Here is a 21,210-nt window from a genome sequence, read left to right on the forward strand (position 1 = left end):
TTTATCGTACAGGTGTGGCGGCAGACATCTGAAAGCCAAGAGAAACCAGATCGGCATTCGTTCCCGGCAGCATCATCAGCGCTCCCGGTTCAATTTTATAGCCGGTTTCGATCATCATTTCACGGTAGCTTTCCGGCAGCGGGCTCGACAGACGCTTCAGCTTGTTGCCGTAGTCTTCATCCAGCACGGTTTCATACATGATCCCCGGCCATTTTTTCGAATTCTCAATAGGCTTGGACAAAATTTCGTCAGATATAAAAATATTTTCCACAAGCACTTTGCCATCAGGCACGGTAAGATTCATGATCCGCTTCACAATCGGCTCAGGATCCTCTCCTGTATAAGCACCGTCAGTCATGTGGCAAATTAATGGTGCCGGACAATCCTGCATCTTGTCCAGTTCCTGAAGCAGAATTTTTTCCGCAGCGGAAAATGCCTTGGCCGTATTTGTCAGACGCTGGGTCTGCACATTATCGAGCGGCTTCATGCGGGCAAGCTCATCAATGCTCTTAATGCCGCCGAGTACATCAAAAACATTGTCACTGTAGGCCAGAATCGAAACCTTATAGCGGGGGCTCAGCCGGCTTCCTTTTGTTGAACGGAACACCATCTGACGGATGGCTGAGTTCAGCGCGCTCGTCACGACATCGATCCGTCTTTTTTCCTGGTGGTTCTCCGCATCCATCAACTGGTTCATCGAGGCACTGATGTCGAGCAAGTACATAATATACGCGGGTGTTTGCTGTGTTGCTTGAAGGCGATAATCCATTTATTTTCCGTCCCCTAGTTTAATAGTTTTAGTTAGTTCCTACTCTATATTGTAAGAAAAAAAGCTGGAAAAGTGTAGGTCAGAAGAGCAATCCAGCTACTATGTGACTATTTCCCTATTTCCTGTTTTTTAATACAGTGTTTTCCAGATGATTTTTGGAGCACATTGCTTATTAGAAAGGTTTACTCACGGATTTTGGTTAGTTACTCACCATTTTTGAAGATTTACTCGCAGAAATGGATCCTTTACTCACCGTTTTAAGGCTATTACTCACGGAAATAACTCATTTACTCACCATTCAAGTCATTTTCGTAATAAACACCAGCATAACAAAAAAAGCCCGGACAGCTGTCCGGGCTCCTCACTTATCTTCCTACTCCACCAAGAAAGCAAAGTAACAAACGAAGATGACAAACAATACATACATGATCGGGTGAATTTCTTTGGCGCGGCCCTTCACGAGCATCGTTACCGGGTACATGACAAACCCGAGCGCTATCCCTGTGGCAATTGAGTACGTGAGCGGCATTGCGATGATCGTCAGGAATGCCGGTACAGCAATCTCAAGCTTTTGCCATTCAATCTTGCCAAGCACACCAACCATGAGCACACCGACAACGATCAAGGCCGGAGCGGTTACAGCTGGGGTGACTACTACCAACAGTGGTGAGAAAAACAACGCTAATAATAGGAACAAACCCGTTACGACAGAAGTAAAACCTGTACGTCCGCCCGCTGCAACACCGGAGGCTGACTCGATGTAAGCGGTGGTGGATGATGTACCAAGAGTTGCACCAACCACAATCGCCGATGAATCCGCCAACAACGCGCGTCCTGCACGCGGAAGCTTGTTGTCTTTCATGATTCCGGCCTGGCTCGCTACTGCCATGATCGTTCCAGCCGTATCAAAGAAATCAACGAAGAAGAATGTTAACACAACGACAATGATATGCGGCGTAAAGACTTTATCGAAGTTCGTGAACGCTTCGCCAAACGTTGGCGCAAGGCTCGGAACAGAACCAACAATTTTGGAAGGTGTATCGATCAGTCCGAAGATCATGCCGACAACAGCCGTAATAACCATTCCGTAAAAAATCCCGCCGCGCACACCGCGGACAACCATCAAAATCGTTACGATGAATCCGAAAATCGCAAGCAGTGTATCCGGCTTCGTCAAGTGGCCAAGCCCTACAAATGTTGCTTCATTGGATACGACAATTCCTGCACTCTTTAAACCGATAAAAGCAATAAACAAACCGATTCCGCATGCGGTTGCGTATTTTAGTTCAACCGGAATCGCGTTGATGATCGTTTCACGAATTTTAAAAATGGTGATCGCAATAAAAATAAGTCCGGATAACAAAACACCTGAAAGGGCGGTCTGCCAAGGAATCCCCATGCCAAGCACAACGGAAAACGTAAAGAACGCGTTTAGTCCCATTCCCGGCGCAAGTGCGATCGGGTATTTGGCCACAAGCCCCATAAATAACGTTCCGTATGCCGCAGCCAGAGCTGTTGCGGTAAATACGGCACCCTTGTCCATGCCCGTTTCACCCAACACGGACGGGTTGATAAAAAGGATATACGCCATAGACAGGAACGTTGTCAGTCCTGCGATAAATTCTTTCCGGTACGTGGTACCATGCTTGTCGAAGTTGAAGTAATTCTTCATGTTCATCCCCCTGATTTCTCTAATATGAAAAAACAAAAAAGCTCAAGGCGTTTTTATTTCTGCCTTGAGCTAACATACAAAGGGAACGGAAAAAGATATGATAAATCTGCTGCAGCTGCTGCAAATCACCTATACATTTCCATGTACCTTCGTAGTCAGGCCATTTACGGCAGCCTGGTAGAAACTTTTGGGCCATATTCCCAAATTTATACGAATGACTTAAGCACTCACGGTTAAAGCGGTCAAAAGCTTTGATCCTGTGACTTTTATACTGTATACATGGAAATTATACAAATAGCTACACGTTTCGTCAATCTATTTCCGAATATTTTTCTGGTAAGATTATCTAACGTTCGTATTTTGCTGTTATTCCCACTCGATTGTTGCCGGTGGCTTGGACGTAATGTCATACACCACGCGGTTGATGTGGTCTACTTCGTTCACAATACGTGTGGAAATTTTCTCAAGCACTTCATACGGAATACGCGCCCAATCGGACGTCATTCCGTCAACGGATGTAACGGCACGGATACCGATCGTGTAATCGTAGGTTCTCATATCACCCATAACACCTACGCTGCGGATGTCCGGAAGAACGGTAAAGTACTGCCATACATCACGCTCAAGACCTGCTTTGGCGATCTCGTCACGCAAAATAAAGTCGGATTCGCGCACGATTTCAAGCTTCTCATCCGTAATTTCACCAAGAACACGGATGCCAAGACCCGGTCCAGGGAATGGCTGGCGCCAAACAATCGCATCAGGAATTCCAAGCTCTGTTCCCACTTTGCGGACTTCGTCTTTAAAGAGGGTATTCAATGGTTCGATCAATGTAAATTGCATATCTTCAGGAAGCCCGCCAACATTGTGGTGAGACTTGATCGTTTGAGCCGTAGCTGTTCCACTTTCCACGATATCCGTGTAAAGCGTACCTTGGGCAAGATAGTCCACACCTTTCAGTTTGCTTGCTTCTTCATCAAATACATAAATGAATTCATTGCCAATGATTTTACGTTTTTTCTCAGGGTCAGAAACACCTTTAAGCTTGTTCAGGAAACGGTCCTTGGCATCGACCTTGATGACGTTCATGTGGAAACCTTCACTGAACGTTTTCATCACACTGTCGGCCTCCCCTTTTCGAAGAAGTCCGTGATCCACAAAAATACAAGTCAGCTGGTCGCCGATTGCTTTATGAATCAATACCGCAACAACGGAAGAATCCACACCGCCGGAAAGCGCACAGAGAACACGCTTGTCGCCAACCTGTTCACGAATTTTTTGAAGCTCGTCCTCAATCCAGTTTTCCATCGTCCAATTGCCTTCGCACTCACAGATTGAGAAGATGAAGTTGCGAAGCAGTTCATTGCCGTATTCACTGTGGCGCACTTCCGGGTGGAACTGCACGCCATACAGATGGCGGGAAACATCGCTCATCCCGGCAACCGGGCAGGAAACGCTTGTTACATCGGTAACGAACCCTTGAGGTGGTGCAAGAACGAGGTCACTGTGGCTCATCCATACGACTTGCTGCTCCGGAAGCTCCTGATACAGCTTGGACTCGTTCACAATCGTAATTTCTGCTTTTCCGTATTCACGGTGATTGGCGCGTTCAACTTTTCCACCAAAGTGGTGGCTCATCAGCTGCATGCCGTAGCAAATTCCGAGTACCGGAATGCCCAGGTCAAAAATGGCTTCATCCGCGGACGGTGAATTCTCCGCATAAACGCTATTCGGACCGCCGGAGAAAATGATTCCCTTCGGATTCAGCTTTTTGATTTCTTCTGCTGTAGTTGTGTGCGGAAGCAATTCGCTGTATACGCCAAGATCACGAATACGTCTTGCGATCAGCTGATTGTATTGGCCCCCAAAATCTAAAACGACAATCATCTCATTGGCTAAATTCATTCTGTCACCCCATCTATTGATCTTTCCGTAGTATTTGCAATATTTACCCCCGCATATCCTTTTGCCTATAAAAAAACCGGAATCCCGACTCTGTTTTTTCAACAAAAAAAACAAAGGCAGAATTCCGGCTTATACATCAAGAACCCTGCCTTCATAGTCAGGCCATTTACGGCGGCCCGGTAGAGACTCTCGATCCTTATTATCGAGGATATACGAAGGTGAATCATATATACGGCTTACTATCTTAAGCACATTCTAACAATGGCTTGTCAGACGGTCAACCCCGCAGCTTTTTAATTAAATTTTCCCACAATTTTCGGTTCGTTTCGTTCCAGTAATCCGTGCTGTCCCGCCTTCCGTATTGCAGTGATTCATACGCAGAGGTCAAGACTTTCATATCTTTCGTATCAAGAGAACGGTCAACATAGGCGGCATATTCCCTCAGGGTGAAAGCCGGGTCGCGCTTTAAACCGTACAGCTGAGTCAGATACAAAAGACCGTGGTACGCTTTTGCGAAGGTACCTGTGCCTTTTTGCCGGCGGAACTTCCAGATGTAATACTGTCTCAGCCATTTTTTACGGAATAAAACGACGATCAGCACAGCTGCCAACACAAGGAACAGTGTCACAAAACCGGCGATGTTCACGCCGGAATCGCTTTTCTTTGCCGCTTTATCCGAACCCTGCTCTTTTTGTTCCGGTTTCATCTCGTTCTTTTTCTTGTCTTTTGGAACTGCAGGATCAGCAGGAGCGGCAGCGCTTTGAATTTCCTCTTCAAACGAACTCGGGTTGGAAAAACCGCGGGTCGGTTCAAAAGGCACCCAGCCTACTCCTGAAAAATAAACTTCGGGCCAGGAGTGGGCATTGGCATTAGTGATTTTGTAGGTTTTGTAATCTTTGTTCGTTTCCTGGTATTCACCGTACGTAAATCCTTTCACCCAGCGGGCCGGAATGCCGACGGACCGCAGCATTACCACCATAGCGGAAGAAAAGTTATCGCAGTACCCCTTTTGCGCTTTGAACAAAAATTGGTCAACGTAATCCTCATCTCTTTTTGGAGCCCGCACGTTTACCGTATCGTAGCCAAAGTTGTTGAGGGCAAAATAATTTTCCACAGCTTTTGCCTTGTCGTACGGATTGTCGAGTTTACTGGTCACCTTGGCAGCCAGCTTCTTTACTCGTTTTGGCAGTTCTGCCGGCAGCTGGAGGTAAAGGCCGGAAACATATCTCGGGTAATCTCCCCCGCTTTCGCGCAGCCTTTTTTCGTCATACTGCGGCAGTTCATAATCCATCTGATAGCTTTTCAGTTCGGTCGAACGGTTCTGGCTGAACGTATTGATTTTTCCGGTTTGGGGATGCATCAGAAAATTCACATCTTCCCTTGCACGGAGCGAAGTAATCACCCCGGGGGAAACAATAAACGGATACCGTTTGGTCATTTTAATGGAGGCTTTTTGCTTTTCCATTTCCGCCCCGCCCGGTTCAATCAGGTTAGAGCCCAATGCGTTGTATTCCACATGGTCCCGGTTCAGAAACAGCGGTTCATCCCGCTCGGAACTCTCCCATCCTTTTCCGGTATACATATCCTTCGTCTCCACCCGCCAATAATGGCGCTCTTTCACCTTTGCCGTAAACACTTCATCATAATTAAACTTGAATGGACCGCCGAGCCGGCTGTCGTTGGTGCCGTAGCCGATCCGGCCAAACGAGTTGCCATTTCCCGGAATGTCCTCATCCGAGTTGTTCAACGCAGAAAGAAATGGTACAGGATCCGGCCATTGCGGAGACGCTTTTGGAGCGAGCAGCCCCAATGTGGACGACAGAGCGATCACTACAGTCAGCGGCACCATCCACATCACCGGAAACCGGCCTTTCATCAGGGAAAAGCCTTCTTTCTCCACAATCTTCATGATCCGGAGAATTCCGACGAGAATAAGTCCGATAAATACGGTCCGGACAATTGCCACCTTCGCATCATACGGAGTGAACGTATCTAAAACGGTAATGTAAAAAACGGTCATGAACAAAAACAAAAAAATCCGCTTTGTCTGCATGAGCCAGTAATTCATCAGATAACTTACAAGCCAAAGCAAAACGAGGAACAGCAGTGACCGGGTGATCGAGGACAATTCGGCCCAGCTCCGGCTCCAGATCATCGCCGTGTTGGCCTGGATATCTCCCAGCAGATGTGGAACCCATTGAAAGGAAAGAAACAGATCCGGATAGTAGAGGGAATGAAGTGCATACAAAAGGGCAACGAATTTAATGGGAAATGAGATCCACAACGGCAATTGAAAATAGGTGATCAAAAACAAAAACGCCGTAAACATCACAAAGACGTGGGTGTCTTCAGTTGATGAAATCTGGTTCAGCGGCCGGAGCCACTCCCACAGCAGCATGAAACCCAGAAAATAAAGCACAAGAGAATAAAGCGCGGGCGGCCGTTTTTCTTTAAATGCTTGCACGATTTGCACCTGCCTTTAACGCCTCATTGAAGTAAGGCCCATAAATGGCTGTGGTCGGAATTGAACCATTGTTTAAACGGTGAATATAGGTTAATTCCTGCGGATGAAGTCTGTCATTCGGTGACATGTAAAAGAAAATCACATTCGCCTGTCGGGCTGAAACCAATTCCAGTGTCTTCATCATCACATCATCCAGCAGCGGAGAGATGACCACAACCGTCCGGCTCTCCAGCCGGCCATCCTTAAACTCGCGCCGGAGCCATTCGTAAAAAGGCTCCTGAAGATGGGGCTGGATCCCTGCCAGCTCATGGAAAATCCGCCATTCATGGTCAGTACCGGTATTCATCGGCACCCTCTGATTGCTGCGGCTGCTGTGAAGGCCGAGTGATGCTCCTTTTTGCACCGAATAATGGGTGATGGAGGCAGTAAACGAAACCGCCTTTTCAAATAGAGAGTCGTTATTTTTATAGCTCGGCACGGACTGATCGAGCACGATGACATAATCGTTGTTGCGCTGGTGTTCAAACACTTTTGTGACCAATTTATTGGAGCGTGCGCTTGCCTTCCAATGCAGCCAGGACAGACGGTCACCTTGCACATAATCCCTGACGCTCACGCTTGACGTATAATCGGTCATTGAATTTCTCCCTGACTTTTGAACCCCGTTTTGGAGGTGTTTATCCATCTCCAGATGCTCAATTTCCTGGTAGCGCGGATAGATAAAAACCCGGTCGCTAAGATGGACCTTGATTTCCTTTTGAACAAAACCGAAAACATCCCCGGTCCGGAGCGAAATGCTGTTCAGCTCAAATATGCCTCTTGGTACCGGCTTAATTCGGTATAGATAGACCAGCTTCTTTTTAAACAACGGAAAAAACAGCACGCGGGAATGAATCTGGTCCTCCTCCCCGTCATGCAGGGCTTCATTATATAAAGGGGCGGGAATTTCATCATGAATGATCAGATAGAACAACGGAAATGGCGTCTTGCGTTTCAGTTCAATCGTGACCACCAGTTCCTCACCCGCCATCATAAGATCTTTATTCAGTGTCCGGGTGATTTCAATTTTATGAAGCGGATAGAATACCATGGTAATGGTATACGCCACAAACGGAAGCATGCTGTAAAACAGAAACCAGCTTACAAATCCTCCCTGGAACATGGCGTATGAAAAAAGCAGTCCAAGCAGGATCATGATGCCGGTCAGACCAAGTAGAGTCTTGTACTTGCTGCCCAGTTTCCATGTTAATCGTTTCATCTGGCATGATGACCTTTCTGAATCGGTACAGGAACACGGTTTAAGAGTTCGATAACGACAGACTCTGCTGACTCCCCTTCAAACCGCGCTTCCGGTTTTAAAAGGATCCGGTGGGTCAGTACGTATGGTGCGAGATATTTCACATCGTCCGGCACCACAAAATCGCGGTCCATAATAAACGCCAGCGCCTGGGAAGCCTTCATGAGCGCAAGCGATCCGCGCGGGCTTGCTCCGAGGTAAATGGAGCGGTGGTTCCGTGTACGATTGACCAGATCAATAATGTATTTTTTAACGGTGTCGTCCACATAGACTTCCGTTACTTTTTGTTTCATCTCCTGCAGCTGCCCGGATGTAACAACAGGCTTCAGGTTATCAATGGGATGGTCATGAATCATCAGGTTGAGTATGGACATTTCTTCGTCTGGAGTGGGATAGCCCATGTTGAGCTTCAGGAGAAAACGGTCCAATTGGGCTTCAGGAAGCGGATAGGTTCCTTCATATTCAATCGGGTTCTGGGTAGCCATAACAAAAAAAGGGTTGGGAAGGATATGAGTGTGGCCATCAATGGTTACGCTTTTTTCTTCCATGGACTCAAGCAAGGCGGACTGTGTCTTTGGTGAGGTACGGTTGATTTCATCGGCCAGAACCACATTGCCCATCAACGGGCCGGGCCGAAATTCAAAATTCATTTCTTTTTGATTAAAGATAGAAACACCAGTAATATCAGAAGGCAACAGATCCGGGGTAAACTGAATCCGGTTAAACTGAAGGCCGAGGGATTTTGCGATCGCACGCACCATCATCGTCTTACCAACACCCGGTACGTCTTCGAGCAGCACATGCCCGCCGGCAAGCAGGGCAACAAGACTCAGCTCGGAAATCTGCTTCTTTCCTACAATTACGTGCTCTATATTCTTAATTACCGCATCAAGTTCAGAACGATAACTGTCATACCTGGCTTTGTTTACACTCATTAGAATCCCCCTTCATATTCGGCTACTCACGGGCATACCATACTTTGGATATTCCCGTACTTTCAGCCTTATAACCCTCATCCCCAAATTCTGTCTAGGTGATAGTACCTATAGTATTAAATTCGAAAACCCTCGCCTCTTCTCCTTGTTTCGGCAAAAATTTTACAAAGGAGATGAAGCCCGACGCTGCCCACAACATATAAAAAAGCCGCAGGGAAATCCCCGGCGACTTATGTGCGGTTTCGTGAATGTTATTTTTTAGCCGATGACTCTATGAAATATTTTACACCGGCGACTGTTCCAATGCCAAGCAATGCGTACTTTAATCCGATCAATGTCGTATGTGGCGATACGCCTGATTCCCAGAAGGAATACAGCACACCAAGCACAATCGCCACAATCGGGATATAGCGGTTTGATACCTTGGATGTCTGACGGATGGCATACAAAATGACGGCTAACCCAACATACGGAGCAAAATCATTGATAATGTCCATTCTTAGCCCTCCTTATTGATGCGTTGCTATTTGTACTAATGTATGTCGGATAACTTTACGGCAGAACAGAACGGTCCTGTTCTAATTCTGTCGATATCCATGAAAAATCTGTAGATATTTCTCGGGAAATGTTGAAGGCCATCGAGGATCGAGCATTTAACTTGTTATTTATTTTGATAGGCGTAATATGTTTTACGTATACGTCGAGGAGGCACAACGATGAAACAACTTTCACGAGTTCAAACCGCCTTTCTGCTTACATTCCTTGTGATATTATGGGGGATCAATTGGCCATTATCCAAGATGGCACTTAACTACACACCTCCATTATTGTTTGCAGGAATCAGAACGATTTTGGGCGGCCTTATTTTACTTCTCTTTGCACTTCCACGGTTGAAGAAGCTTCGTTTTAAAGAAACGTGGCACTTTTATTTCATTTCCGCTTTTTTTAACATCATCCTTTTTTACGGACTTCAGACATTAGGCCTCGGGTACGCCCCGGCAGGTTTATTCTCCGCCATAGTTTTCGTTGAGCCTGTGCTGCTTGGGATCTTCTGCTGGATTTGGCTTGGGGAATCGATGTACGGTTTAAAAATTATCGGGTTATTTCTCGGATTTGCAGGTGTGGCGATCATCAGCGCCAGCGGATTTACAGGAGACATTTCCGCAATCGGCATTATACTCGCGCTTGGCTCCGCCATCGGCTGGGGACTTGGTACCGTTTATGTGAAGAAGACCGGTGACCGGGTGGATGCTATTTGGATGGTTACCATACAGTTGCTTATCGGGGGAATCTTCCTGTTAGGCGCGGGCACCGGGTTTGAAAGTTGGTCAATGATCAAATGGGAGACTCCATTTATCGTAAATCTACTCTTCATTTCTACCTTTGTGATTGCTTTTGGCTGGCTGGCCTTCTTTACGCTGGTCGGTTCGGGCGAAGCGAGCAAGGTCGGGTCCTTCACCTTCCTGATTCCGCTCATCGCCATCCTTTGCAGTTCGTTTTTGCTGCATGAAAGTATTACCCTGAATTTGGTCGTAGGGTTGTTGTTTATCGTGGTTAGTATCATGTTTGTAAATATGAAGCTTAAATCGAAGACGATGCCCGATTCGAGTGTTTAATACTACTAGAAGGCTGTTTCCTTTAAGGAAGCAGCCTGTTTAGTTTTTCCGCCGACCCCTTTTTGCTCAACAGATCACCAATTTACTTAGAGAATCATTGATTTATAAAATGGGTAAATTATGTATCAGCGTAAATCTTTTCATAGTAACGAAGTATATGTTGGACTTACATACAGAAAACAAACCCCGCCTTTATATGAAAGGAGGGCACGCATGACAACCATTCGGAGCCGCCTGCTGATGATGCTCGTTCTTTTTATTCTTATTCCTTATTTCTTAACGGTCGTCATCCTCTACGGTGTAACCAAAAATAACGTGGAGCGGCACGAACTGCAAAACAGCCGGGCACAAATGCAGAAAAACGCGGAGGAACTTCAGCAGTACTTTAGTGACCTGGTGGATCTGCCGTATATCCTGTACCGCAATCCTGATTTATTCCGGATATTTCAGCATGGATTCAAAGATTCCATTTACCTGGATCAGTCCTCCATGGAAAAAAGCCTGGAGACCTTTTACCTGATGCGAAAGGAAATCCGCCAGCTACGTTTTTACATCGCCAGAGATCAGGAGTCGTTCACCGTTTACAACGCGATTGTCAGCACAAGGAAACACAGACCGGACGTCTTAAAGGAAAAGCCCGTTCAGCACCTGCTTCACTCTAAGCAAAAGTACATCATTGAACCGCCACATGCGCTGAAAAACTACAATAATGTAGCCATTGTTCCTCAATCCGATAACACCACAGTGCTGACGATTCACCATAAGATCACAGATATTCTGTCAGGTCAGTTCCTTGGCATCATGACGATGGACATCACCCCTGGCACGTACTCCGGTATCATTGAAAAAGTAGAACAGAAAAACGGCGCGTCTGTTCTGTTGATGGATGACAACAATCATGTGACGTACGGAAGCGATCGGTCCCTCATTGGCAAAGAGGTTCCTGCTTCTTTACAAAGACAGATGAATGCCCCGAAGTCAAAGAAAAATATCGTCTTTTCCCAAACCCTGTCAGGGCCGCTCGATGGATGGAAGCTTGTGAAGATTACCCCTAGTGATGTCTTGTTTTCCAACGTAAGGAAAACAGCCTACACCAACATTTTAATCGGCCTTGGTGTGGGACTACTCGGACTGTTAATGATCGGCTTCATCTCCTACCGGATCACCCGTCCGATCCAGGAGCTTAGCGACAAAGTCCGGTCCATTGAAGGCGGAAAGATGAATGTCTCCTTCGATACGAGCAGAAAAGACGAGATCGGCCACCTGGAGACCCACATTCAGGAAATGATGCACCGGATCAATCATCACATCGACCGTGAATATAAGCTTGAAATCGATAACCGGAAAAACCAGCTCAGGGCGCTAAAATCCCAGGTGAATCCCCATTTTCTCTTTAATGCCCTCCAATCGATCGGAGCCGTTGCCCTCCGGTCCAAGGCACCAAGAGTCTATCAGCTGCTGACGTCTCTCTCGAAAATGATGAGATACTCCATTCAGGCAAACCAGTGGGTGATGGTGAAGGACGAAATAGCCTATATCAGAGCCTACCTTATCCTGCAGCAAGAACGGTTTGGCCGCTCGTTAAATTATTCAATCGAGCTCAGTGATCAGATCATGCAACTGACCATTCCCAGCATGATTGTTCAGCCGCTCGTGGAAAACTTTTTTAAACACGGGTATGAAAAAACGCATCATGCCCATTTGTCCATTTACGGAACGCTTGAACAAGATTATTTATACCTCTTTGTGGAAAACAAAGGCCCCACCCTGAGTGATGAAGCCCTTCAGGAGTTAAGGAAGAACATTTACGCCTCCACGGTTGACGGAGATTTTCCAAATGAACATATCGGTCTGAAAAATATATACGACCGTCTCCTGTTAAATTACGGGCCAAACACAAGCCTTGAGATTGATACATTACAAGGAACAGGCTTCTCTGTGAAACTATCGATCCCCCTGTCAGAACCAACAGATGGAAAGGAGGATGGCCATGAAAGTTTTAATCGCTGATGATGAATTTAATGTACGGGACGTAATCCGACACCTGGGACAATGGGAGAACAATGGAGTAACTCAAATATTGGAAGCAAGCAATGGAGATGATGCCCGGCAGATCATTGAGACAGCTGAGCCGGAACTGATTTTCACCGACATCAAAATGCCCGGCATGAACGGGATTGAACTCATTGAATGGTTGAACAGCATTTCCTATCCCGGAAAAGTGGTAATGATCACCGGGTATGACGATTATGCGTTTATGCGAAAAGCCATCCAGAACAACAGCTTCGATTATTTGCTGAAGCCGATTGAAGAAGAGGCTTTTAACGCTACTCTTGAAAAAGCGGCCAACGCATGGAAAGAAGAACAACAGAATCTTCTTTTCACTGAAGATGCCAAACGGCTCCGGCTGAACCAGGTGATGACAGCAGCTTGTCTGGGTGAACCGGCCGAACTGGAATTGGTTGCACCCTACCTTCCCGAAGCGGAAACCTATGAGGTGACTCTTCTTTCTTTCTATCAGATGCATCAGCCTGACGCTCATCTTGATGATATGGCTGATCACCTTTTGGAACGCTGGCTCGGGTATGCCTTCAAGCTTCAGCATCAGCACAACTCCGGATTGGTGATCACAGTGCGCGGAGAATGGCTCGCAGCAGAGGAATGGCTCGTCCATCACCTGGACATACCCGTCCGGCTGGTAAGCGGGATCATCGAATCCTTGGACCACCTCCCCCTCCTTTTCCCTAAACTGCAAAAAGAAATGGAGGAACAGAACTTCAGATCCATCCAGCGGCTTGATGATTTGGAAGCCGCCCGCCGCATGCAGGACATCATTTCCTATGTGGATCATTATTATATGGAGGACATTACGCTGGAAAAGCTTGCAAACCGTTTCTTTTTCAGCCGTGAACATATCTCTAGAAAGTTCAAGCAGGAAACCGGCATGCCCCTGTCCAAGTACCTGGCCCGATTAAAAACAGATCAGGCCAAATACTGGCTGAGGGAAACGGACGAAAGCATCTACTCCATTTCCTCGATGCTTGGGTACCAGGACGAAAAGTACTTTTCCAAACTGTTCAAAAAGGTTGTTGGTGTCACGCCGTTTGAATATCGGAACAGCGAAAGACAGGAGTAGAATGATGAGAAAACTTCCTTTGATCCTGTTAACTGGAATGATCAGCCTTTCGCTCACGGGTTGCGAAAACCCTGACAACAGGGAAATGGAAAAGCCAACACCCTCAAAGCCGGACGTCACCTTGACGATCCGAAATCCGAAGGTGGAAATTTCCACGCAGTTCGAGCAAATGGTCAAGACCTATGAAAAGAAAAATCCCCATGTGCACATCGTGATTCATACGGTGGGCGGTGCAGCGGATACCTTATCAGACCTGAAAGCAGAGATGGCCAGCGGCAAAGCGCCTGACATTTTTACCAACACTGGATTCGAAAATGCAAAGCTGTGGAGAAAGTACCTGGTGGATTTATCTGATCAGCCCTGGGTAAAAGATGCCTACGGTGATGCTTTGAACCCCATCAAATTGAACGGAAAAATCTATGGAATGCCGATGAATCTCGAAGGCTACGGACTGATTTACAATAAAGAGTTATTCCGCAAAGCCGGCATTACCCGTGAGCCCGGAACATTGAGTGAATTAACCGCCGCCGCCCAAAAATTGAAAAAAGCGGGCATTACCCCGTTTGCGACCGGTTATTATGAAGACTGGAAGCTGGGTGTCCACCTGTTGAATATCGCGTTTGCCATGCAAAAAGACCCGGCAACTTTTATCCAGCGTTTGAATAATGGAACCGCACGCATTGACCACAATCCAACATTTAATGATGTGCTGGATTTCCTGGACCTGACCTTGAAATATGGTACGGCAAACCCTTTGACCACCGACTATACGGTGGAAGTCAACAGTTTCGCCAATGGAAATGCGGCCATCATCCTGCAGGGAAACTGGATTCAGCCCATGATCAATGATCTGGCACCCGGCATGAAGCTCGGACTGATGCCCGTCCCGATTAATGAAGAGCCATCCACTGGATCAATCGTGGTGAGTGTTCCAAACTATTGGGTGGTAAACAAACAGGCCTCGTCCGAAGAGAAAAAAGAAGCCAAAAAGTTCTTGAATTGGATGGTTTCATCCTCCAAGGGGAAAGCCTTTATGACGGAAAAGTTCAAGTTTATTCCTGCCTTTAAAACGATTAAGCCTGCAAATCCCGGTCCACTGGCTGCCGAGATCATGCAGCACTATAAGGAAGGAAAAACCCTCTCTTCCAACTGGTTTCATTTCCCTGTCGGCGTACGGGATGAATTTGGCGCCGCCATGAAAATGTATGTAGGAAAAAAGCTGACCCGGGAACAGCTGCTACATGAATTCCAGAAATCCTGGGCACGTTCGATATCGCAATAAATGCTTTAAGCCTCCAAAAGGGGCTTTTTTTTTGCTCCTGTTTTTCTATATCAATATAAGACGAAATCCGTATCAATATGTGCCATATCCAAGCCTGACGCCCCTGTCCTATAATTCAATGTGTAATAAACAAGGTTCACCTGCCGCACGGTTATGACAGGTTTACCGCAAAAACACTATAGGAGGAAACAAAATGAGATTTCAAAAGCTGGCCGTAAAGGCTTCAGCCGTATCGTTGAGCGCCGCTATCCTTTTTGGAGCAGGCGGGCCAGAGGCTTTCGCAGAAACCGCAACAAAAGACTACAAAGAGACGTACGGAACGTCTCAGATTACCCGCTCTGACATGAAGGACATGATCTCCCAGCATGGAGATGCCAAGTTCGAAGTTCCGAAATTCGATGCTTCTACCATCAAGAACATCCCCTCTGCCAAGAAGTATGACAAAGACGGCAACCTGATCAAAATGGATGTGTGGGATACGTGGCCGCTGCAGAACGCTGACGGAACGGTGGCGAATTACAAGGGCTACAACATCGTATTCGGGCTTGCCGGTGATCCAAAGAACGCCAATGACACATTCATCTACATGTTCTATAAAAAAGCAGGTGACCATTCCCTCGATGCCTGGAAAAATGCCGGCCGAGTGTTTGATGACAACGACAAGTATGAAGCAAACGATCGCTACTTAAAGTATCAGTCCGAAGAATGGTCCGGTTCTGCCACCTTTACATCTGATGGCAAAATCCGCTTGTTCTATACCAATCGTGAGCCGTTCACACCCGAATCGAAGCATTACGGCAAACAAACGCTGACCACCGCACAAGTAAACGTGTCTGAAAAGGACAGCAGCACCTTGGATATCGATGGCGTGGAAGACTACAAGTCCATCTTCGAGGGCGGAGACAGCAAAATGTACCAAACGGTAGAAAAAGCATTTGGCGGTGGTGACTATAACGACAACCATACGCTAAGAGATCCGCATTATGTGGAAGACAATGGCCACAAATACCTTGTGTTTGAAGCCAATACCGGCACTGAAACCGGCTATCAGGGCGAAAATCAGCTTTACAACCAGGCCTATTACGGCAACAGCAATGCCTTCTTCCAGGATGAAAAGAACAAGCTGCTTCAAAGCCCGAAAAAGGATGCAGCCGAAAAAGCAAACGGCGCCATCGGAATCATTGAAATCAATGATGATTACACAGTAAAAAAAGTGATGAAGCCACTTATTGTTTCCAACACCGTAACCGATGAAATCGAACGTGCCAACGTGTTTGAAAAAGACGGCAAATGGTACCTCTTCACAAGCGCACGCGGATCCAAGATGACGATAGACGGTATCGATAATAAAGATATTTACATGCTTGGCTATGTTGCCAACTCCCTGGACGGCCCGTTCAAGCCGTTGAATAAAACAGGAATCGTACTTCACCAGGACCTTGATCCAAACGATATTACGTGGAATTATGCTCACTATGTTATCCCTCAAAAGAACAGCGACAACGCGGTCGTCACAAGCTACATGACCAACCGTGGGTTCTTTGAAGATCATAAGTCCACGTTTGCGCCAAGCTTCAAGCTGAACATCAAAGGACCGCATACTTCGGTTGTAAAAGACAGCATCCTGAACCAGGGTCAGCTGACGGATTAATTAATGAAAAAAGAAAATGCCCGACTCGGCATTTTCTTTTTTCATTTCATGGAAAGGAAGGTGAATGGATATGAAGGCCATAGATAATAAAAAACTGTTGTGGGCCGTTATCGCTCTCGTGGTACTCAGCCTTCTGGAATTTTATTCATTGATACAACAGCCAACCAATAACCCGCCAAAGAAAAAGGAAAACGAGCAATCCCACAGAGCTGCGTACCATTTCACTGCACCGGACCATTGGAAAAACGATCCGCAGCGCCCAATCTACGTTAACGGAAAATATCACTATTACTATCTTTATAATAAGGACTATCCGAAAGGCAACGGAACCGAATGGCGGCATGCTGTATCTGAAGACCTTGTCCACTGGAAGGATAAAGGCGTGGCTATTCCAAAGTACACGAATGAGAATGGAGATCCGTGGTCCGGATCGATCGTCATCGATAAGAAAAACACTGCCGGTTTCGGCAAAAACGCCTGGATCGCTATCCTTACCCAGCCTTCAAAAGACGGCAGCAAGCAGGAACAGTTTCTCTGGTACAGCACGGACAACGGAAAAACCTTCAAATCCTACAGTGACATGCCTATTATGACTAACCCTGGCACCAAGGATTTCCGCGATCCGAAAATCATCTGGGACACGCAGCACAACAAATGGATCATGACGATAGCTGAAGGAAATAAAATCGGTGTTTATGAATCGGACAACCTGAAAGACTGGAAGTATACGAGCGGCTTTTCCACCGAGAATCTTGGTGTGCTTGAGTGTCCGGACCTTTATATGATACGTGCTGATGACGGAACAATGAAATGGGTGCTTGGCGTCAGTGCCAACGGCTCCACTATTGGCGAACCGAACACATACGCCTACTGGACCGGCAGCTTTGACGGAAACACCTTTGCCCCCGATCAGGAAAAACCGCAATGGCTTGATCACGGCTTCGATTGGTACGGCGGCGTGACATTTGAAGATGGTGCAGCGAGCGATCCATACGAAAAGCGCTATGCGCTTGCCTGGATGAACAACTGGGCGTATCCGCATAACACCCCAACCTTAAAAGAAGGCTTTAACGGCATGGATTCTGTCACCCGTGAGATCAAGCTTATATCCCGAGATGGCGGTGCCTACTATTTGGCCTCCCAGCCCGTGAAAGCATTGGAAGATTTAAAAGGTGAAACAAAAACCTATGAAAAGATTGAAGTGGACGGCTCTAAAACACTGGATGTGAAAGCAGATGTCTATCAACTCGAGACCGATATCAACTGGAAAGAGGCCAAGAATATTGGCCTGAGACTTCGTGAATCAGATGATAAGAAGCGTCACATCGATGTGGGAATTAATGCGGCAGATCAGTATTCTTATGTGAACCGGTCATTTACAGATCATCCCGATAAAGAAAACAAGTTTACCGAGAGCAAGGCACCCTTTGATGCAGCCAAGAAAAAGGTTCATCTGAAGGTAATCGTAGATAAAACAAGTATCGAAGTGTTTGTGGATGATGGGAAGGCGGTACATTCGAATCTGGTTTATCCGAGATTTGAGGATGAAGGGATTTCGTTATTCTCTGATGATGGTAACGCAACTTTCCACAACCTTAAAGTCAGTCATTTGAAAGGTAATTGATAATTATGTTTGCATTACCTTCCGATTTTTGGTATGATGATTGTAGAATTATTTTTGTTCGGTGTAGAAAATTAATACTTTGAGCAGGGATAGTAATATATTTGTGTGGCAACGCACTAGGAGGCAACATACATGGAAACAGGTACAGTTAAATGGTTTAACGCAGAAAAAGGTTTCGGATTCATCGAGCGCGAAGAAGGAGACGATGTATTCGTACACTTCTCTGCTATTCAATCTGAAGGATTCAAATCTTTAGACGAAGGCCAAAAAGTAACTTTCGACGTTGAGCAAGGTGCTCGTGGAGCTCAAGCTGCTAACGTTCAAAAAGCATAAATTGCTTTAAACAGTCTCTTGATGATCAAGAGGCTGTTTTTTTATGGATAAATCCATAAAAAAACTATGAAAAAAGCCCCGATCCAAATTGGAGCGGGGCTTTTTACAAGTAATAAATCGTGTAATCTTCACAGGATATTAACAGTATACCATATCATTTGGAAATAGCATTGAAATAATACATAATCCTGTAACATTTTGTTAGGCTTTTTTTATTACAAAATTTCATTTATCCTCAATAGCAGTTCTTTCATATCCTTTAAATCACTTTTGCTATAAATTGGCTCTTTATTTGCCTGCTGTTCCAAATATCCCTTTAACTCTTCCTGCGAGCTGATAAATGGAGGGTTTCTATCCTCTGTATTCGTTACAAAACTGGTTAATCGATTGTTTTGATCCTGCGGATAGCCGAAATACAGAATACCCTGTACCCACAGGCAAGGTAAGTTTTCATGGTTTAAAAAGTGGTAGAGGCTCCCTGCCGTCTTTTTCACTTGCTGATCCGGATTTCCATCCCCGTATCGTGTAATCTTTAGGGTATTCTCTTTTTCAGAAGCAGAGTCAGTATCACTCATCCCTTTTACGACAATGGTTCGTTCATCCGTGTCTTTTATATCTCCAAACAATTTATCCAATATAAAGGAAAACTCTTTGGCCGTTCTTTTGGAAATGCCATGCAGAACATCCCCTGCCCAGCATTTGGTCTCGATCATAAAGATGCCTGTTCTCATTAAAATTAAATGGTCAATTTGACGGGAGTTGAAGCCTTCCATTGTTACATTTGTGGCATGCGGTATAAACACATTTCCCATGATGATCATGTCATCGTAATCCAGCATGCCCTTCTCCATAAATTCTTCTTTCACCATGCCGAGAAACGTATGTGTGAGGATTTCTCCTTTATCCCGTTTATACCGGAGCAAATGATTGATATAGTTGTTTTTTTGCAGCAGTTTTTCTTCGAACAATTGCCTTAGGGCTACTTGCTCTTCTGCCGCTTTGGCCAATTCCCTGTTTTTCTCCTGCAGCAGCTTTTCCTCCGTGATCTCTAGAGTAGCTGCCGTCTGAAGCTGCATTTCTTCAATTTCCGTAATTTTTTCTCTTTTTATCTTTTTCAATTGTTTTTGATGAAGAGCCTTTGCATCCTTTTGCCGTTTATAAAGAAAAATGCAAAGCACCGCTAATACAAAAACTAAAATGGACAATGTAATTACCATTTTAACAAGCTCCTTATGGATGAATTAAACCGATGCTGATTCAGATAATGGTTACTTACAATTTTATCTCTGTCAATTTCGAAGTAAATACTCATAAAGGCCTGATTTCCATAGACTTCAAATTTTCATTCCCCAGGACTTGAAGTTGACGTTACGTCATTTTATATACTGGCAGCAATACGAAGATACGTTTGGAGGTTTTTCGATGAAACAGAGTGATCTGATTATGTATGGATGTGTCATTATTGGCGCAGGTAATGGATAAATGATCGACCAAGCTGTTCCCGGAGTGCCGATCGGCCTGGGAGCCGGTTACCTTCTACAGCCGGTGATCTTTAGCAGCTTGGAGTTTTTGCAGCTTTTCTTTTATAAGTTAACGGTGTCATTTTCATAGACTTTCGAAAAGTATCAATGAAATAGCTGGTACTGTTAAATCCAACCTGATAGGCCACTTCAGTCACATTCGACTCCTGCTGCTGCAGGAGAATCAGGCTTTGTTGGATACGATACTCTGTCACGTAATTCATAGGTGATTTCTTTAATATTTTTTTGAAATAACGGCAGCATTCTGAACGGCTCAATTGGCCAGCTTTGGCGATATTGTCGAGCTTCACCTTCTCTCCATAATGTTCATGAATCCAGTTGAGCATTTTTTTCATCCTCTGACTTTTTACCACTTCCGTTTGTTCATGTTCCAGGTGAAATCCATTGAGTATTAAGTTTTGCCAGAGGAAAATCAGTTGCGTTGTAATCGTGATTTCATAAAACGAGGGTTTTTGTTGAATTAATTGGTAGATCTGTGTGACGGCCTCTAAACTATTCTTCGCCCATGTTTCATGGTGATCCAAGTAGATGCAGGGTAAATTCGTTGCTTGTACATAGGGATAGACATAAGTCGTATACAATTCTTGTGATAACACAAAATGAGGAGAAACGTTTAGACAAATATACACACTGCCAGGTTGATTTACTTCCTCCGCCTTGTGCAGGCACCCACTATTAATAAATAATCCGTCACCTTCTTTAACCAACCTCTTTTCTTCATTTACCTGAAAGACTGCTTCCCCTTTTACCATCAAAACAAACTGAATTTCATCATGCCAGTGAAGTGGAATATAGCCATGGATATTTTGGTTAATCGTGGTTTTGTAGCACGCAATGGGCAGCACAACTGTCCGATGTGGAGTTAATTCTTTTAAGTTTTGGTCAATCTTAAAATTTTTCATCTGCATAGATGCCACCTCAATATCCTTATATTTTCCCGTTCAATCTGCGTATTATTAAGCTCAATTCCCAGTTATTATAGCAC

16 protein-coding genes and 2 riboswitches are annotated in these 21,210 nt (G+C 45.5%); of the genes, 7 read left to right on the plus strand and 9 right to left on the minus strand.

Going from position 1 to position 21,210, the window contains the following annotated elements; all coding sequences use genetic code 11:
- Position 1: 1 nt before the first annotated feature.
- The 7 genes from DMO16_RS14285 to DMO16_RS14315 all read right to left on the minus strand — a co-directional run bounded on the left by DMO16_RS14285 (position 2) and on the right by DMO16_RS14315 (position 9,539).
- Positions 2-769: a vWA domain-containing protein gene (locus DMO16_RS14285; RefSeq protein ID WP_129478246.1), complete on the minus strand. Its 768-nt coding sequence runs from the start codon at positions 767-769 to the stop codon at positions 2-4.
- Between the two features lie 373 nt (positions 770-1,142).
- Entirely contained in the window at positions 1,143-2,441 is a 1,299-nt protein-coding gene (locus DMO16_RS14290; RefSeq protein WP_129478248.1) for an NCS2 family permease, read from the minus strand.
- A 132-nt stretch (positions 2,442-2,573) separates the two neighbouring features.
- Positions 2,574-2,675: riboswitch (purine riboswitch) on the minus strand.
- A 132-nt stretch (positions 2,676-2,807) separates the two neighbouring features.
- Complete coding sequence (gene guaA, locus DMO16_RS14295; protein ID WP_129478250.1) at positions 2,808-4,346, minus strand: glutamine-hydrolyzing GMP synthase; 1,539 nt, start codon at positions 4,344-4,346, stop codon at positions 2,808-2,810.
- 134 nt (positions 4,347-4,480) lie between these two features.
- Positions 4,481-4,582, minus strand: a riboswitch (purine riboswitch).
- A 41-nt stretch (positions 4,583-4,623) separates the two neighbouring features.
- Positions 4,624-6,810, minus strand: coding sequence for a DUF4129 domain-containing transglutaminase family protein (locus DMO16_RS14300; protein WP_129478252.1), 2,187 nt, complete (start codon positions 6,808-6,810; stop codon positions 4,624-4,626).
- Complete coding sequence (locus DMO16_RS14305) at positions 6,797-8,068, minus strand: DUF58 domain-containing protein (RefSeq protein WP_129478254.1); 1,272 nt, start codon at positions 8,066-8,068, stop codon at positions 6,797-6,799. Before DMO16_RS14305 ends, DMO16_RS14300 begins: the two co-directional genes overlap by 14 nt.
- Complete coding sequence (locus DMO16_RS14310; RefSeq protein ID WP_061975566.1) at positions 8,065-9,042, minus strand: AAA family ATPase; 978 nt, start codon at positions 9,040-9,042, stop codon at positions 8,065-8,067. Before DMO16_RS14310 ends, DMO16_RS14305 begins: the two co-directional genes overlap by 4 nt.
- Positions 9,043-9,293: 251 nt before the next feature.
- Complete coding sequence (locus DMO16_RS14315) at positions 9,294-9,539, minus strand: phage holin family protein (RefSeq protein WP_061975564.1); 246 nt, start codon at positions 9,537-9,539, stop codon at positions 9,294-9,296.
- Positions 9,540-9,758: 219 nt separating this feature from the next.
- On the opposite strand from DMO16_RS14315, the gene DMO16_RS14320 reads away from it, so the two are divergent.
- From DMO16_RS14320 to DMO16_RS14350, 7 genes are all read left to right on the plus strand, one after another.
- A complete protein-coding gene (locus DMO16_RS14320; protein ID WP_061975561.1) occupies positions 9,759-10,658 on the plus strand; it encodes a DMT family transporter in 900 nt (299 codons plus the stop codon).
- A 213-nt stretch (positions 10,659-10,871) separates the two neighbouring features.
- Positions 10,872-12,668 (plus strand): sensor histidine kinase, encoded by a 1,797-nt coding sequence (locus tag DMO16_RS14325; protein ID WP_129478256.1) that lies wholly within the window; start codon positions 10,872-10,874, stop codon positions 12,666-12,668.
- Positions 12,649-13,794: a response regulator gene (locus tag DMO16_RS14330; RefSeq protein ID WP_129478258.1), complete on the plus strand. Its 1,146-nt coding sequence runs from the start codon at positions 12,649-12,651 to the stop codon at positions 13,792-13,794. Before DMO16_RS14325 ends, DMO16_RS14330 begins: the two co-directional genes overlap by 20 nt.
- 4 nt (positions 13,795-13,798) lie before the next feature.
- Positions 13,799-15,076, plus strand: coding sequence for an ABC transporter substrate-binding protein (locus tag DMO16_RS14335; protein WP_241840574.1), 1,278 nt, complete (start codon positions 13,799-13,801; stop codon positions 15,074-15,076).
- Positions 15,077-15,269: 193 nt separating this feature from the next.
- The gene (locus tag DMO16_RS14340) at positions 15,270-16,727 is read left to right on the plus strand and encodes a glycoside hydrolase family 68 protein (RefSeq protein ID WP_129478262.1); all 1,458 of its coding nucleotides are present in this window, start codon (positions 15,270-15,272) and stop codon (positions 16,725-16,727) included.
- 70 nt (positions 16,728-16,797) lie between these two features.
- On the plus strand, positions 16,798-18,351 hold the full coding sequence (locus DMO16_RS14345) for a glycoside hydrolase family 32 protein (protein ID WP_129478264.1): 1,554 nt from the start codon (positions 16,798-16,800) through the stop codon (positions 18,349-18,351).
- A 132-nt stretch (positions 18,352-18,483) separates the two neighbouring features.
- A complete protein-coding gene (locus DMO16_RS14350) occupies positions 18,484-18,684 on the plus strand; it encodes a cold-shock protein (protein WP_061975552.1) in 201 nt (66 codons plus the stop codon).
- Positions 18,685-18,899: 215 nt separating this feature from the next.
- Here DMO16_RS14350 and DMO16_RS14355 read toward each other — a convergent pair whose 3' ends face one another.
- Together DMO16_RS14355 and DMO16_RS14365 are read right to left on the minus strand one after the other, a co-directional pair.
- Positions 18,900-19,901: a nuclease-related domain-containing protein gene (locus DMO16_RS14355; RefSeq protein WP_129478266.1), complete on the minus strand. Its 1,002-nt coding sequence runs from the start codon at positions 19,899-19,901 to the stop codon at positions 18,900-18,902.
- Positions 19,902-20,236: 335 nt separating this feature from the next.
- Positions 20,237-21,133 carry an AraC family transcriptional regulator gene (locus DMO16_RS14365; RefSeq protein WP_129478268.1) on the minus strand — a complete coding sequence of 299 codons (897 nt, stop codon included), beginning with the start codon at positions 21,131-21,133 and terminating at the stop codon, positions 20,237-20,239.
- Between the last annotated feature and the right edge of the window lie 77 nt (positions 21,134-21,210).

It is taken from the genome of Fictibacillus sp. S7 (genome assembly GCF_004127935.1).
Taxonomy (GTDB): domain Bacteria; phylum Bacillota; class Bacilli; order Bacillales; family Fictibacillaceae; genus Fictibacillus_C; species Fictibacillus_C enclensis.